The organism is Spirosoma sordidisoli, from assembly GCF_004138325.1.
Taxonomy (GTDB): Bacteria; Bacteroidota; Bacteroidia; order Cytophagales; family Spirosomataceae; genus Spirosoma; species Spirosoma sordidisoli.
The window spans coordinates 527,976-542,392 of the sequence record NZ_SBLB01000003.1; the positions used below are offsets into that span (position 1 = coordinate 527,976).

13 protein-coding genes and 1 tRNA gene are annotated in these 14,417 nt (G+C 54.5%); 4 read left to right on the forward strand and 10 right to left on the reverse strand.

Annotated elements, in window-relative coordinates; all coding sequences use genetic code 11:
- Positions 1–12 precede the first annotated feature (12 nt).
- The 7 genes from EQG79_RS14110 to purL form a co-directional block, all read right to left on the reverse strand.
- Positions 13–747: an SDR family oxidoreductase gene (locus tag EQG79_RS14110; protein ID WP_077919698.1), complete on the reverse strand. Its 735-nt coding sequence runs from the start codon at positions 745–747 to the stop codon at positions 13–15.
- A gap of 364 nt (positions 748–1,111) precedes the next feature.
- Positions 1,112–1,690 carry a Crp/Fnr family transcriptional regulator gene (locus tag EQG79_RS14115; RefSeq protein WP_077919699.1) on the reverse strand — a complete coding sequence of 193 codons (579 nt, stop codon included), beginning with the start codon at positions 1,688–1,690 and terminating at the stop codon, positions 1,112–1,114.
- A 465-nt stretch (positions 1,691–2,155) separates the two neighbouring features.
- On the reverse strand, positions 2,156–4,786 hold the full coding sequence (locus tag EQG79_RS14120) for an ABC transporter permease (protein WP_240699358.1): 2,631 nt from the start codon (positions 4,784–4,786) through the stop codon (positions 2,156–2,158).
- Positions 4,787–4,830: 44 nt separating this feature from the next.
- Positions 4,831–5,169: a PadR family transcriptional regulator gene (locus tag EQG79_RS14125; RefSeq protein ID WP_077920084.1), complete on the reverse strand. Its 339-nt coding sequence runs from the start codon at positions 5,167–5,169 to the stop codon at positions 4,831–4,833.
- 460 nt (positions 5,170–5,629) lie between these two features.
- On the reverse strand, positions 5,630–6,175 hold the full coding sequence (locus EQG79_RS14130) for a hypothetical protein (RefSeq protein ID WP_129602025.1): 546 nt from the start codon (positions 6,173–6,175) through the stop codon (positions 5,630–5,632).
- A gap of 279 nt (positions 6,176–6,454) precedes the next feature.
- Positions 6,455–7,273 carry an inositol monophosphatase family protein gene (locus EQG79_RS14135; protein ID WP_129602027.1) on the reverse strand — a complete coding sequence of 273 codons (819 nt, stop codon included), beginning with the start codon at positions 7,271–7,273 and terminating at the stop codon, positions 6,455–6,457.
- A gap of 35 nt (positions 7,274–7,308) precedes the next feature.
- Entirely contained in the window at positions 7,309–9,570 is a 2,262-nt protein-coding gene (purL, locus tag EQG79_RS14140) for a phosphoribosylformylglycinamidine synthase subunit PurL (RefSeq protein ID WP_077919704.1), read from the reverse strand.
- A 173-nt stretch (positions 9,571–9,743) separates the two neighbouring features.
- On the opposite strand from purL, the gene EQG79_RS14145 reads away from it, so the two are divergent.
- Positions 9,744–9,828 (forward strand) — tRNA-Ser (locus tag EQG79_RS14145).
- 264 nt (positions 9,829–10,092) lie between these two features.
- Positions 10,093–11,301, forward strand: coding sequence for a phage integrase SAM-like domain-containing protein (locus EQG79_RS14150; RefSeq protein ID WP_165358892.1), 1,209 nt, complete (start codon positions 10,093–10,095; stop codon positions 11,299–11,301).
- Between the two features lie 40 nt (positions 11,302–11,341).
- Here the strand turns inward: EQG79_RS14150 and EQG79_RS14155 are convergent, their stop codons facing one another.
- The 3 genes from EQG79_RS14155 to EQG79_RS14165 form a co-directional block, all read right to left on the reverse strand.
- A complete protein-coding gene (locus EQG79_RS14155; protein WP_129602031.1) occupies positions 11,342–11,782 on the reverse strand; it encodes a hypothetical protein in 441 nt (146 codons plus the stop codon).
- A gap of 469 nt (positions 11,783–12,251) precedes the next feature.
- Complete coding sequence (locus tag EQG79_RS14160; protein ID WP_129602033.1) at positions 12,252–12,857, reverse strand: master DNA invertase Mpi family serine-type recombinase; 606 nt, start codon at positions 12,855–12,857, stop codon at positions 12,252–12,254.
- Between the two features lie 208 nt (positions 12,858–13,065).
- Entirely contained in the window at positions 13,066–13,551 is a 486-nt protein-coding gene (locus EQG79_RS14165) for a hypothetical protein (protein WP_129602035.1), read from the reverse strand.
- A 198-nt stretch (positions 13,552–13,749) separates the two neighbouring features.
- Here EQG79_RS14165 and EQG79_RS30990 point away from each other — a divergent pair, with 198 nt between their 5' ends.
- Both EQG79_RS30990 and EQG79_RS14170 read left to right on the forward strand, forming a co-directional pair.
- Entirely contained in the window at positions 13,750–13,920 is a 171-nt protein-coding gene (locus EQG79_RS30990) for a hypothetical protein (RefSeq protein ID WP_165358893.1), read from the forward strand.
- A 70-nt stretch (positions 13,921–13,990) separates the two neighbouring features.
- Entirely contained in the window at positions 13,991–14,404 is a 414-nt protein-coding gene (locus EQG79_RS14170) for a hypothetical protein (protein WP_129602037.1), read from the forward strand.
- Positions 14,405–14,417: the final 13 nt, after the last annotated feature.

Consider the following 14,417-nt stretch of genomic DNA (forward strand, 5'->3'; position numbering starts at 1 on the left):
GAATGGAACGAATTAACCATTTTTCAACAGGCTGTCGGCCAGCGATGGGCTCAGCCGCAGTAGGGTTCGCAGCAGTCCAACCTTACCGATATTAATTTCGGGCTGATTTCGGGCAAAGCCGCTTAGAAACTCATCGACCAGCCGTTCCGGACTTACTTTGTTCTTCCCCCGACCGGCAGTCATGGGCGTATCGACCAGTGGCGGAATGACTTCGATCACCCGAACCGCCGTTGTTTCCAACTGGTAGCGTAATGCTTTTGTAAAGATGTGCAGCCCCGCTTTGGTGCCGCAGTAAACAGGAGCCGACTGCTTGGGGGCTAGCGCCAGGCCAGATGAAATGTTTACAATGGCAGCTGCCTGCTTACCTACCAACGTAGGTAATAATAACGCCGTGAGTTGCAGAGGGGCAGTCAGGTTCACGTTAATCTCGTGCTCGATCTGGTACAAATAAGCACGGCTCTCGGCAAACGTATAATTGTATTGTATACCGGCGTTATTGATGAGTACGTTCAAACCGGGGTGGTTCTCTTCAACCCAAAGTGCCAGTTGTTCGAGTTGCTGTTTATCGGCCAAATCAGCACAAAACGAATGAATGCGGGCCGAACGCGACTGGAGTTCGTTGAGCCTGGCCTGATGGCGGCCAACCGCAATGACTGTGTTGTTGAGTTGAGCCAGCCGCAGGGCCAGGGCATAGCCGATGCCTGAACTGGCTCCGGTAACCAATACGGTGTTATCTGATAGGTTCATTGAAAAGTTGCTTAGTCGTATTTTAACGGTCCGAGCCATTGGGAGATGCTTCCGGTCGGCTCCGCTCAAGTTGTTTGGTGAGTAAGCAGACAATCTACCCACGCACACTTTCGGTCGAACTAACTCCGGTATGCTCGTTGGAAAGCGCTTGAAAATGGCAGTAGTGATGTGAGCAGTCCAACCGCACCCGAGCCGGGCACCCGACCAGTGGTGTCAACCGATAGGGCCAGGGTCGTAGACGTTTGTAGAAGCAGGCGCTACCCGCAAACAACTTATGAATTCATAAAGCATACCGTACCTTGTTTGATTGAAACACAAAGGTGGGCGTCTGCCAGTAGCGGGTCATTTACATAGGTTGAGGAAATCAACTGCGGTGAAATACTTTTGCCCGGATCCGCGACAACTGCGTGGGGGTAATGCCCAGATAAGAGGCCACATGATACTGGGCAACCACCTGCTCGAGCATCGGGTACTCTTCCCGAAAGCGAACATACCGCTCGTCGGCCTTAAAGAGGACCAGTTCCAGTTCCCGCTTTTCCTTGTACACAAAATAGCCTTCGGCCAGGCAGCGGGCAAACCGTTCCCAGTCAGGATGGGTCTGGTAAAGGCGGGTCAGGGCTGAATAATCGGCGCTGAAGAGTTCACAGTCGGTCAGGGCCTGAATGTAAATCTGATTGGGTTGACCCGTTACCAGCGAGCTGTAGGCCCCCACAAAGTCGTTATCGACAAAAAACGTTTTATTGTACTCCAGCCCATTCGCATGTCGATAAAAGCCCCGCAGTACGCCCTGCGTCACGTAGGCGGCCGTTGTTTCAACCCGTCCGGCTAGCGCGAAGTACTCGTTCTTACGCAGGGTTGTCGGCGTAAAGAGGGCCGAGACCACTTCCCAGGTAGAGTCGGTCAGTGGGGCTATCTGGTTAATAAACTGGCGCAACCGCTGCATGATCAATATGTTATGTGTCAACTCTACATTCACACTGTCGCGAAAGCCCGGTCGGGAGCCCGTAAGGATAGTGTATGCCGACCAGCCAACCAATCAGCGAGGTTTGGGGCAACTCAACCGGCGGCCGGCGCCTTGCTGACGCAGTGCACCCGACACTCAATCCTTGCCTTTTCTGAACGGTTGCCAACAAAAGTACTGTTACCAGAAGAAGCCAAACAAGGCTTACAGGTAAAGACTGCCCCCATCAGCAGGCAGGTTAACCGACTACGCGGCCCGAAAAAAAAATGATACCCGGTTCCAGCCCGGCAAGCCAGCATATGACGACTCGTCCGTCTCACAGCGAAGCCTTTTTTGCGATCAGCAGACGTCCGTTACGTGGCATTTTTACTGTTCAAACGGCGCGTTGGGTTGCAAAAACAACACCTCCCGGTAATGGGCTGGAGCTGAGATAAATTAAAACAACGCTTATTCGGCGCGTAGACTTTTCACCGGGTTGATCAGGGCGGCTTTTATACTTTGATAACTAACGGTCAGCAACGTAACGACCAGCGCGCCCAAACCGGCCGCTGCGAAAATCCACCACGAGAGATTGACGCGGTAGGTGTAGTTCTGCAGCCAGCTGCCCATCAGGTAATAAGCCAGGGGAATGGCAATCAGGCAGGCGATAAGGACGAGCGCCACAAAGTCTTTCGAGAGTAACTGCCACAGGCTGGACACCGATGCGCCAAGCACCTTTCGAATACCGATCTCTTTGGTACGCTGCTGGGCAACGAACGACGCCAAACCAAATAACCCTAAGCAGGAAATCAAGATCGCAAGCACCGCAAAGCAGCTGGCCAGCTTACCAATGCGTTCCTCGGCTCTGAACTTGGCATCATAATCGTCGTCGGCAAACTTGTACTCGAACGGCGTGTTTGGATTGTACTTCCTAAACGTGGCTTCGATGCTTGATAATGCTTCGCTGGCGCTGACGTTTGGGTTGATTCTGATATTGCTATAGAAAGTCCGGTTGAAGGTGTCAATGTAGAAAATGGTAGGGCGTATCGGGTTATAGGGCGATTCCATCACCATATTTTTAACCACGCCAATAACCGTATAGGTACGCCCAAACGCGTTGATCTGTTCGCCCACTGGCGCTTTGAAACCCATGTATTTAACCGCTTCTTCGTTGAGAATAAACCCGGACGAATCCGTACCGAACGCCCGCGAGAAATCGCGACCGACTTTGATTTCCCAATCGATGGTTTTGCCGAACTCGTGAGTGACCGCAACGGTCACCTGTTCATCCTGCATACCCTCCGGCTTGCCTCGCCACCGTAAACCGCCGTTGGTGATACCGGCGCTGGTAGCCTGCGTTTCCGACTGGGAGACTTCAACGGCGGTGCGCGTCGATAGTAGCTCATTGCGCAGGGCTTCGTACCCGCTGCGAACCTCGTCTGTTTTCATCGGAATACTCAACAGACCGGCGCGACTGAAGCCAATGGGGCGGTTTTTGGTATGCTGGATCTGCCGGAAAACGATGATTGTGCCGATAATGAGCGTAATCGACACCGCAAATTGAATCACGACCAGCGCTTTGCGGGGAACGGCCGCTAAACGACCGGCTTTGAAAGTGCCCTTGAGCACCTTAACCGGCGCAAACGACGACAGGTAAAGCGCCGGGTAACTGCCCGCAATCAAGCCCGTCAGCAGGGTAAAGCCAATACCGGCTAACCAGAACAGAGGATTAGCCCACTGTATCGCCATTTTCTTGCCCGCCACGTCGTTGAAAAGAGGCAGCGTGAGGCTAACCAACAGGATCGCCAGCGCAAAAGCAACGAAAGCCACCAGCAACGATTCGCTGTAGAACTGACTGATAAGCTGACTCCGTACCGAACCAACGGATTTGCGAATCCCAACTTCCTTCGCTCGTTTTTCGGAGCGCGCCGTGCTCAGGTTCATGAAGTTGATACACGCCAGCAAGAGCACGAAGGCGCCAATGATGCCGTACATCCACACAAACTGAATACGCCCGCCCACGTTTACGCCATTCCTGAAGTCGCCGTATAGATGCCAGCGATTCATTGGGTGGAGAAACAGTTCCGCCCTGAAAGGCGCTTCAGAAGTCAGGTTCTTAACGCGTTCCCACTTGGCCAGCCTGATGGCCGCCGAAACCTTGTTCATATCGGCCCGATCGGCGATTTGGACAAAAGTCTGAAACCAATTGTTACCCCAACCCAACTTTTTGTCGTATCCTTCGCCTTTGATCAGTAAGTCCCACGGAGCAATAAACGCCAGCTCGGCGAAAGACGAGCCTGGGGGCAGGTCTTTGTAAACGCCGGCTACTTTAACGGCCCAATCGTTGTCGATCTTCATGAGTTTACCAATCGGATCGGCATCGTCGAAGAAGCTTCTCGCGACCGATTCGGAGAGCAGAATGGAGTTAGGGTCCCTCAAGCCAGCCCGTGTCCCTTTCAGCATGGTCAACGTTAGCATGTCGGGCGCTGCCGGCTCCATGAACCGGCCACCTTTGGCAAACTTTCTGTCACCAACGGATAAAATAGGAAACACGGCGCCACTGGTCATAACAACATGTTTGAAGTTGCTGCCGTACGTATGGTGCAGCTCATGGCCGAGCTGCAGGGCCTGACTGTCCCAGGTTTCAATCCCACCGTTAATGATTTGGTGTTGCATCACCTGAGCTATGCGGTCGTGGTTTTGGTGATACGTATTGACCGACAGTTCATCCCAAATCCACAAACCAATCAGCATAGCTACGGCCATGCCGGTTGCCAGGCCGGCCACGTTGATGAACGAATACACCTTGTTCTTAACGAGGTTTCGAAAGGCAATCTTGATATAATTACGTATCATGACAGGGTGTAAGAAAAAGGGTTGAGGGTATTCAGTACTTTGTTTGACGGTTGTCCCTGAAAAGGGGCGAATCAGCCGTATGACGGCCAGGGCATATCGCCAGCGTGCTTTTGAGGGGCCAACAGTGCTGACCCAATAGGCGTACATCTCCAGCAAATCACCCAGTAGTTCATCTTCCATACCGACCGGACAGAACCGACTCAATAGCCAGTCAGCCCAGCGTGGTGGTCGCCTGGCCGCCATTCGGTGCCGCTGCAACGGGCCAGCGGCTCTTTCTTCCCGGCTGTTTAAGCGCCCCATAACTGTAAGATTGGGGTTGGAATCTGATCCCAGAGGTGGGCCCGAACCTGGCGACTCTCTATCAATGCCTGCTGGCCAGCCGCTGTAACCGTGAACAGGCGCTTTTGGCGACCGCCCCGCTCAGCGGTTGCCCCGCCCATATGAGAAGCCACAAAGCCTTTTTCTTCCAACCGCTGTAACGTGGTGTGGACCGTCGGAAAGCTGATGCTTCGGCCCATTTCCTGATCGATCGTTTGGGTGATCGAAGCACAATAAGCCAGTTCCTGCAAAGCGGCTACCGTGAGCAGGACTATTTCCTCTAATTCCCCTAAAAAAGCTCGTTTCATAGCAAAAACTGCCGGTTCGCCGGTGTCGTTGATATTAGTATAGTTTTTGTCGAACAAATACTAAGCCAAACGTCAAAAAGTGGCTTAACAAGCCATACGGAGCCATTAGAAGTATTTGACCAGCTATATATTGTCCAAAACTGGACAATTGTCTGTCCATTTCTGTACAGACAATTGTCCAGTTTTGGCAAACGCCTGTCATGAGTTCGGGGAACTCTTGGCTCCTGGCTTACGAGCCGGCAGCCGTTGGCGACAAGATTCATAGGAATGTACGCATCCAGCCGTACATGGCAGCGGTGCAGAAGAAAGTAGCTTTCCCTCTCTGGCTTCGGTACCCAGATGGCGTACAGGGGCGTATCCCCTATCCGAGTTGGCCCAGCCAGTCAGAGCAAACGTTTGCATCGCGGGAAACCAGCGCGCAATGACTTACCCAACCCCAACGCGCAGGCCGTTTACCCGCCTACCGCTTCACCCACAGGCCAGCCATCACCCGTCCCGTCGGCGTTTGGCATTGGCTGGTGATCGTACGCCGGTAGCCTTGCCGAAGCAGGTCTTCATTGGTTCTGGCAAATTCAGCGTAGCCTATCCCGTGCCGGGCCACCCAGGCCGGTGGGTTGGGAATCTTGTCATAAATCACGCAGTAGCTGGTATGCCCATCCATGAACGCCACGTTGATACTGGTCGGCATATACCCCTGGCGGGTCCAGGTGTTAAACTCGCGTTGGTAGGCCTCGTGGCTTAGGGCGTGCCGGGCCGCCCAGGGCGTCGTGTCAGGCCGTTTCTGGAAGATGCCCCAGTACCCCAATTGAGGTCGCTCGCCGGGCTGGTAATCGATGACCTGCAGGGTGTTGGCCGATACGCTGATGGGTCGGTAGCCTTGAGCCACCAGCCGGTCAAACTGGCGTTGATACTCGCGGGCCGTTACATTTTTCACTTCGGTCCGCTGGGCGTTTGCAGACAGGTGGAGCACCACTAGCAGTGGGAGCAGATACGGTAGCTTTTTCATGATTTTGGTTCAGAAACAACTGTCCCGTTAGTCGTTCCAACCAGCTCATCGATAAACCCGATTGAGCAAGCGGTCAATTCTCAACCCTAAACCGCCCGTCCAGCCCACAGCGATCGATGAGCCGCGTCACTTTATCCTACCGTGGGGACCACGGTGAAAGCGGTAGGCCCCTACGTATTCATCATTCATCAAACAGGGACGGCCCAATCGATACGCCATCGATTGGGCCGTCCCTGAATTCATTGAGCTTGTACCTTATCGTGCGTGAGCAGTACCCCTTTATAGTGGGCTGGTCGCAGCATTCCAGTGTTCCTGGATAACCCGCAACAGCTCGGGATGTACTCCGCCCCCGGCAATGACATCGCCCCGGAACAGGTACTCTTCACCACCCGCAAAGTCGCTGACGGTACCGCCGGCTTCGCGCACCAGCAAAACCCCCGCAGCCATATCCCAGGAATTCAGGTTGTACTCGTAAAAGGCCTCGAACCGACCCGCTGCCACATAGGCCAGGTCGATAGCCGCCGAACCCATCCGGCGCAGGCCGTGCGTCTGCTGCATCAGCGACTCCAGAATATGCAGGTATGTCTGCATCTGCTCAAAGCGGTAGTACGGGAACCCCGTTGCAATCAGGCTCTCGCCCAGCGTCGGGGCCGCCGATACGCGAATGGGGCTGCCGTTGCAGTAGGCGCCCCCACCCTGCCAGGCCGAGAAACACTCGTCGCGGTTTGGATCATACACGACTCCCGCAATGGGGGTGCTGCCTTCAGCCAGACCGATGCTGACCGAAAAAACGGGCAGGCCGTGGATGAAGTTGGCAGTTCCGTCGAGGGGGTCGATGATCCAGTTGAGGGCTGTCTGGTCGGCGATCTGCCCCGTTGTGCCTTCTTCGGTGATAAAGCCGGCTTCGGGCAGCAGCGCGTGCAGCTGCTCAACGAGTTGCTTCTCGGTTTCCTTGTCGACGTACGAAACGAGGTTGTTCAACCCTTTATACTCGATCGCTTCCCGCTGAAACTGGGCGCGTTCCTGAAGCAGGAACGCGCCAGCCGAGCGGGCAATAACCACAATTTGATCGGTCAGTTCAGCCAGATTATTGCGCATGGGTCCGTTTGATTAGTCGGCAGGCCGTTAAAGTATCAGGCCATGATAGTACTTAACGCAGGTTCGTAAAGACCTTTGGCATCGGCACTGGTCATTACGGTATTGCCGTCGATGATATACTCACCGGTTGCCGTTACCAGGCCCAGCTTCACGAAAGGCAGAATCGTATCTTCCAGGTAAGCTTCTACTTGCTGCTGTTGCTCGGCCGATACCGATACCACCACCCGGCTCTGGCCTTCGCCAAACAGGAAAGCATCGGTCCGGTGCCGGTCGTCGGTTTCGATAGTAAAGCCTTTGTTGCCGGTCATGGCCGACTCCGCCAGCGCCACGAACAGACCACCGTCCGATACGTCGTGGGCCGATTGCAGCCAGCCGTTGCGGATCATGGTCTTGGTCGCTTCCTGCACGCGCCACTCGGTGTCGAACTCAAAATAAGGGGCCGGTGCGGCTTTGATACCGCGGTACGAATACAGGTACTCCGACGACGCAATGTCGTTGGTCGACGGCCCGATCAGGAAGATGACGTCACCCTCATTTTTGAAGTTCAGCGTCATCTGGTTCGACGGGTCTTCCATCAGACCGAGCATCCCAATGGTTGGCGTCGGGAAAACCGGCCCGTCGTCCGACGACTGGTTGTAGAAGCTTACGTTACCGCCCGTTACGGGGGTACTGAACCGGCGGCAGGCTTCGCCCATGCCCTGAACGGCTTCCACAAACTGCCAGTAGACCTCCGGTACGTAGGGATTGCCGAAGTTCAGGTTGTTGGTAACGGCCAGCGGCTCACCACCCGTACAAACGATGTTGCGGGCGGCTTCGGCCACGGCGATCATAGCGCCCCGGCGCGGGCTGGCGTTCACGTACCGGCTGTTGCAGTCGACCGTAATCACGATGGATTTGTTGCTCAAGCCGGTTTCGGGGGTTTTTACCCGTACCACAGCCGCATCGGACGGGGCGTTGGTGCTGCGGTTGGCGGTGCCGACCATCGAGTCGTACTGCTCGTACACCCACCGGCGCGAGCAGATATTGGGGTGGCTCAGCAGGTGCTCGGCTACCTTCCGGATCTCGTCGGTGTCGATATCGTCAACGTCGTCGGCGTCGAAGGCTTCGTATTCCTTTATATAGGCGGGTTCGCGGTATTCGCGCTGGTACTGCGGGGCGCCCCCACCCAGCACGAGGTCATGGGCCGGTACGTCGGCTACCAACTCGCCATGGCGGTAGAAATGCAGTCGGCCTCCACCTTCCGGGGCCGGGGGTGTCACCTCCCCGATCTGGGCGCAGTTCAGGTCCCACTTGTCGAAGATGCCCTGAATGATGTGTTCCTTTCCTTTTTCGATCACCACCAGCATCCGCTCCTGCGACTCCGACAGCAGAATCTCGAACGGCGCCATATTCGGCTGCCGGGTAGGTACGAGATCCAGGTCGATGCGCATCCCGTGTTCCCCTTTCGCACTCATCTCGGAGGTCGAGCAGATGATACCGGCCGCGCCCATGTCCTGAATACCGATTACGTAGCCCGTTGCGATGATCTCCAGCGTAGCCTCGAGCAGCAGCTTCTCCATAAACGGATCCCCCACCTGTACGGCAGGCAGCTTATCGGTCGAAGCCGCGCTGATATCTTCCGACGCGAAGGTAGCGCCGTGAATACCATCTTTACCCGTGGCCGAGCCTACGATAAAGACCGGGTTGCCCACGCCGTAGCTGGTCGCTTTGGCTACCTTGCCCGCGGCTACGATACCCGCCGAGAACGCATTAACGAGCGGGTTGGTGTTGTAGCACTCGTCGAAGAATAGCTCACCACCCACCGTCGGAATCCCGAAGGCGTTACCGTAGTCGCCGATGCCTTTGACCACGCCCCGCAGCAGCCGCCGGGTTTTGGGCAGGCTCAGATCACCGAAGCGCAGGGAGTTGAGCTGGGCGATGGGCCGGGCACCCATCGTAAAAATATCCCGGTTGATGCCGCCCACGCCCGTTGCTGCACCCTGGTAGGGTTCGAGCGCCGAGGGGTGGTTGTGCGATTCGATTTTAAAGGAGCAGGCCAGCCCATCGCCGATGTCGACCAGGCCCGCATTTTCTTCGCCGGCTTTGGCCAGCATCCGATCCGAGTCGCGGGGCAGGGTTTTGAGCCAGACGATGGAGTTTTTGTAGGAGCAGTGCTCCGACCACATGACGGAGAAGATACTTAGTTCCGTAAAATTGGGCTGGCGACCCAGAATCTGGACGATGCGGTCGTATTCATCGGGCAGCAGGCCCAGTTTGCGGGCTGTTTCGACAGTGGGGAGAGCTTCGAGGGTATCCATTCGTGCGAAAAAGTAAGACGGAGCGTGGGGGCTGGCAGATGCCGGGTGATATGAGATGGCCGGTCTGCTGACCCGTTCACGCAGTAAATACGCCACAAAACTACGGTTTTCGGCCCAAAGAGTCCGAGGGTGGGTTGACAAATCTGCAAACGTTCGTATATTTGCACCACCACAGAGAGATGGCAGAGTGGTCGATTGCGTCGGTCTTGAAAACCGAAGACTGTAACAGGTCCGGGGGTTCGAATCCCTCTCTCTCTGCAGACAAGCCTTTTTATAGACCAGGTGCCCGAAACTTCTCCCGTTTCGGGCTTTTTTTGTGCCCGCCCGGTAACATATATGAGCATATATGTTCCTCATTCTCAATAGAAACAATTCCTACCAGCTGGTAAACAGGCTCGCCAGGGCAAATCTGTTGGCACCTAAAATACCTGTTGGCACCTGCCTAACCTACAAAATCATCCTAATTCCTGGCTCCGTTTAGTGCTCAGTACCACACATAACGGAAAGATGAAGTTTAAACGAATGGATATTTCTCTCTGGCTTCATGACTCCAAAAAGCCAGGTAAAGCCCAGGTTTATTGTAAAATCTCTATCAAAGGTGAGCGTGTCGATATCGGCTCCACCGGCATAACCATCTGGAAAGATCACTGGGACGCCAGCACCCGGCGGGTACTGGATGATGATCCAATGGCCCATTTCAAGAACGAGCAGCTCAGCGCCATTGAATCGCAGCTCTACGCCATTTATAACGATCTGTTTCGGCGCCAGGCCGTGATCACGGCCGGCAAGATCAAACGCATGTTTCTGCGCGGTGGTGAGGGGGCTTCCCTCCTTTCAGCCTTCGAGCTGTTTCTGCTCGACGTGAAATCCAATCCCGATCGGACGGCGGGTACCTGGGAAACCTACGACGACGTCCGCATCAAGCTGATCGATTTCCTGATCAGTGAGAAGTCGCTGGATCTGCCGGCAGAAGACTTCGACGAGGATTGGCTCAAGCGGTACCGGCGTTGGATGAAGACGATCCCGGTGGGCGGTAAAACTGGCCACGCTGACAGCTACGTCCGGAAGCACAGCCAGACCATCAAGCAGGTGCTTCGCTTCGCGAAGCGCAAACACCTGGCCGCTGTCAACCCGCTCGACGGCGTCCGTATCCCTGACGTGAAATACGGCAGCCCACTGTTTCTGACCGATGAGGAGTTTGAGCGGCTGAAGAAACACAAGTTCACTAACCCCCACATGCAGGAGGTGGCCGACGTATTCATCATTTACTGCCGCACCGGCTTCCACTACGCTGACCTGAAGGACTTCGTGACCAAGCACCAGACGGCGCTGCGTCGTGGCATCGATGGCAAGACCTGGCTGATCAAGGATCGGGTCAAAACGGAGGTAACCGCCCGGGTGCCCCAGTTTAAAGAGGTGGCCAGCATCGTCAACAAGTACGGGGGCTGGGAGAACCTGCCGATCAAGTCGAACAAAACCATGAACCAGTGGCTCAAGTTGATCGCCGGGGAGCTGAAGTTTCATCCCGAACTGTCGACTAAAGCAGGCCGGAAGACCTTCACCGACTGGTGTTACAACACGCTGCACCTCACCACCGACGCCGTGAAGGTGTTGCTGGGCCGCAGCTCTGACAAGGGGCTGGAGGTCTACGGCCGTCCGGACGAGCGGAGGGTGATCGGGGAGCTGGAGCAGAGTGCCGGGTATCAGAAGGACATCCGGAAGGCATCGTAAACAAACCGGCCACTCCTGATCAGGAGCGGCCGGTTTGTTTTTATCGTCTGGCCCGTTGGGGCTTCGGGGTGGCAAACAGCATGTTCACCCCATCCCGGAAGGCTTTGGCATAGGCCGGTGTAAAGTACCAGTCGACAGGATGCATTTCGGATTCGTTGGTACTAACCCGGTCGATCCGCATCACGTCCAGATCCTGTTGCTTTAACATGGCCACGATCGATTTATTGACGCGGGCCCGCACGATCAATGGCCCCCCAATCGTATGATAATTCCGGACGAGGGGCAGGCTGACGATCTGAGCCGGTGCATTACGCTGCTCCAGTGATTTGAGCAGCACTTTGCCATCACTCAAGATATCGTAAGCCCGATCGGGATAATACCGGTAGTAATTCAGAATGGTATCCCGATCGGTAATGGCAATGCCCAGGTGATAATGATCCGGAAGCGTTGTGGCTTTTGGTTTACCACTTAGGGCTGACATAAGTAGCAGCTGATCCGAATCACCGACGTACATGTACCTGGTGACTTCTCCCGTAAACGGGTCTGTTGTTGTACTCAGCTTCGGCTGGAGTGCTACGCAACTTGTTAATAATGTGGATAGGGCAATAGCACAGAAAATCTGTTTCATGGGTGGAATGTTTAGAGTTTCGCGTAAAGCTACTAATCGTTACCTTTTCCCCATTAATATTAACTAACAATAGTTTATAGAAAGACTAGTATAGATAGACCTTTGAAGGTTTCTGTACAGGTATCCGGATCAGCCAGGCACTCCCGTACGGCTGGCGAAACCTCCAGCCGGTTCATCAACAAGACAGCCTCGTTTTTCCATAACGCCTTATTATCATAGACCTTGAATTTGGGGGCGTCACGGCCCAGGGCTTTCATCAAGTCAGCTCCAGAAATTCTTAATAAAGGATTGGGACCAGGCCGTTTCTCCGGGTTCATAAAGTTCATAAGTCAGCCAGCTCTCTACTGTTGATAAAACTAGTCACGGTCTGGCGATTTACCCCTAGGATACGGGCGATCGCTGAGTGACTGACCCGATTCCGGAGCAGCTCCCGAATTATGTCTTCCTTGCCCGACAGTTTGGTATTCGTCGAGATCGATCCAACCGGCCGACCCAATACCGCGCCCTCGGCCTTGCGACGCTCCAGTGATTCCTTGGTGCGTTGACTGATCAGCTGGCGCTCGATCTCGGCAGACAAACTGAAAGCGAAGGCCAGCACTTTCGAGTTGATGTTGTTGCCCAGCTCGTAGCCTTCTTTGATGGCCACCACGACCGTGCCCTTCTTCATGCAGGTATGCAGGATCGACATCACCTCGAGTAAGGATCGGCCGATCCGGGATAATTCCGAAACAAACAGCTGATCGCCTTTCTTCAGCTTATCCAGCAACTCCCCCAGCTGGCGATCCCTGGCCGACTTCGTTCCGGAAGCGGTCTCCTCGATCCACTCATTAATGATCACCTTCCGATCGGCAGCCGCCTTTAAAATTTCGTACCGTTGGTTCTCGACGGTCTGTCGGTTGGTCGAAACCCGGATGTAAGCGTAGTTCATAAAAGCATCAAAAAAGTAGGTTGCTAGGGGTGAAAAAACTACCTGTAAGGTTAAACCCATTTCACCCTATTAATATAAGCAATTAATGCCGAAAATAAAACGCTTTATAGTCGTCAGTTTTTGCCGGTGTAAAACGTCCCTTTAATTCAGGCAACTAGTAATAAAAAAGCCTGACCGTCTGGTCAGGCTCCCGAGTTTGCAAAGTTGTTTACTTGATAGTAAGTACCACCCCATCACTGGCGGTGCGAGCGGGTGGATAGGCCCGGTACTCTTCGCCGGTTTCCTCGTCCATCATAATGCGGCCTTCGTAGGGGAGCGACCGCAAGATTTCTTCCTGTTCTTTTCGTTTGGCCGTTGCCGCCAGTACCGTCCGGTTCAGCTCCTTCCAAACCCGATCCCCTGAATAGTCGTAGGAGACCCCCACCTCTTTGGTTGTCATCGAGACGCCCAGCTTGGAGACCCCGCCCCGGCCGTAGGTTAGTACTTCGTTCAGGGCAACCGATTTGGCCTGCTCCTTGATGCGGGTCGCCACCAGCTCCAGCTTAGTGGCCTCGGCCAACATGGCCAGCACGTCAAGGCCGTACTCGTGACTGTTACGTACCATCTGGTCTGCCAGCGACAGCAGCCCTTTTTTGTCCAGCTCACCCAGTGTTACTACGTCGACCGAAACCAGGCTTTCTATACGGTTATTCATACGGTTGTTGTTTACTGTCCTAGCCCCCCTAAGACTGAACAAATATACCATTTGTTAGCATGACTAACAAATAATAGGAGTACAAAATATTTCTAAAAAATAGTCAAAAATAATCCCCTAATCATTTGTTAGTCTCGCTAACAAATGCGACCTTTGTTATGTCCTCCACGGGGGAGGGCATTCAACCACAAAATGCAAATGGGAAGCAAGTTTATCGAAGGCCACATCAGATTACAGGAGGCCATCCTAGGTTCAGTAAGAGACCTGATCACCGACAAAGGTGAAACCAACGAGGAGGTTCAGCAGGTCATCAACGACGCCCTCGACGAACTAGGCGGATGGTACGAAATGAGAGAGATGTTCAGCTAACAGGCAAGGGGGGCGAAAGCCCCCCCTCCTGCTGCCCTACATAGTCAGTACACAATTATCCCTAACAATTATGAACACGCAGGACATTATCAACCAGATCCGGGCCATCGCCACCGCTGAGGACATGCATCGTGTTGATCAGCTCATACGGTCCCAGCCGGGGCCGATGGCTCCCGAGGTACAGCAGGCCTTGCTGGAGAAACTAAAAGAGTCAACTGCCCAGAGTAAAGCCGCTCGGGAGGACATGATTACGACCCTCAAATCGCAGGGTGTCGAGTACCCGCTGACCGACTGGCTGACACCAAAGAAATACGCGGATCGGTTCGGCCTGAAGAATAGCGAGGTCGTGCTGAACTGGATCAACCGGGGGATCATACCGCCCGATCATATCAAAGAAATTCCGGAGCTGGGCGTGCGCCTGGTGAAGGCAGTCGAATATAGCCCTCGTACCTACGAGCGCACGACTGATAAGACCGCTTCGTAGGTTGCTCCTACGA

Coding starts and splice junctions, on each gene's coding strand:
- EQG79_RS14115 (WP_077919699.1), bottom strand. CDS start 1,690: ATGCAGCGGTTGCGCCAGTTTATTAACCAGATAGCCCCACTGACCGAC.
- EQG79_RS14165 (WP_129602035.1), bottom strand. CDS start 13,551: ATGAATAACCGTATAGAAAGCCTGGTTTCGGTCGACGTAGTAACACTG.
- EQG79_RS14150 (WP_165358892.1), top strand. CDS start 10,093: ATGGATATTTCTCTCTGGCTTCATGACTCCAAAAAGCCAGGTAAAGCC.
- EQG79_RS14155 (WP_129602031.1), bottom strand. CDS start 11,782: ATGTCAGCCCTAAGTGGTAAACCAAAAGCCACAACGCTTCCGGATCAT.
- EQG79_RS14125 (WP_077920084.1), bottom strand. CDS start 5,169: ATGAAACGAGCTTTTTTAGGGGAATTAGAGGAAATAGTCCTGCTCACG.
- EQG79_RS14110 (WP_077919698.1), bottom strand. CDS start 747: ATGAACCTATCAGATAACACCGTATTGGTTACCGGAGCCAGTTCAGGC.
- EQG79_RS14135 (WP_129602027.1), bottom strand. CDS start 7,273: ATGCGCAATAATCTGGCTGAACTGACCGATCAAATTGTGGTTATTGCC.
- purL (WP_077919704.1), bottom strand. CDS start 9,570: ATGGATACCCTCGAAGCTCTCCCCACTGTCGAAACAGCCCGCAAACTG.
- EQG79_RS14120 (WP_240699358.1), bottom strand. CDS start 4,786: ATGGCGGCCAGGCGACCACCACGCTGGGCTGACTGGCTATTGAGTCGG.
- EQG79_RS14170 (WP_129602037.1), top strand. CDS start 13,991: ATGAACACGCAGGACATTATCAACCAGATCCGGGCCATCGCCACCGCT.
- EQG79_RS14130 (WP_129602025.1), bottom strand. CDS start 6,175: ATGAAAAAGCTACCGTATCTGCTCCCACTGCTAGTGGTGCTCCACCTG.
- EQG79_RS30990 (WP_165358893.1), top strand. CDS start 13,750: ATGGGAAGCAAGTTTATCGAAGGCCACATCAGATTACAGGAGGCCATC.
- EQG79_RS14160 (WP_129602033.1), bottom strand. CDS start 12,857: ATGAACTACGCTTACATCCGGGTTTCGACCAACCGACAGACCGTCGAG.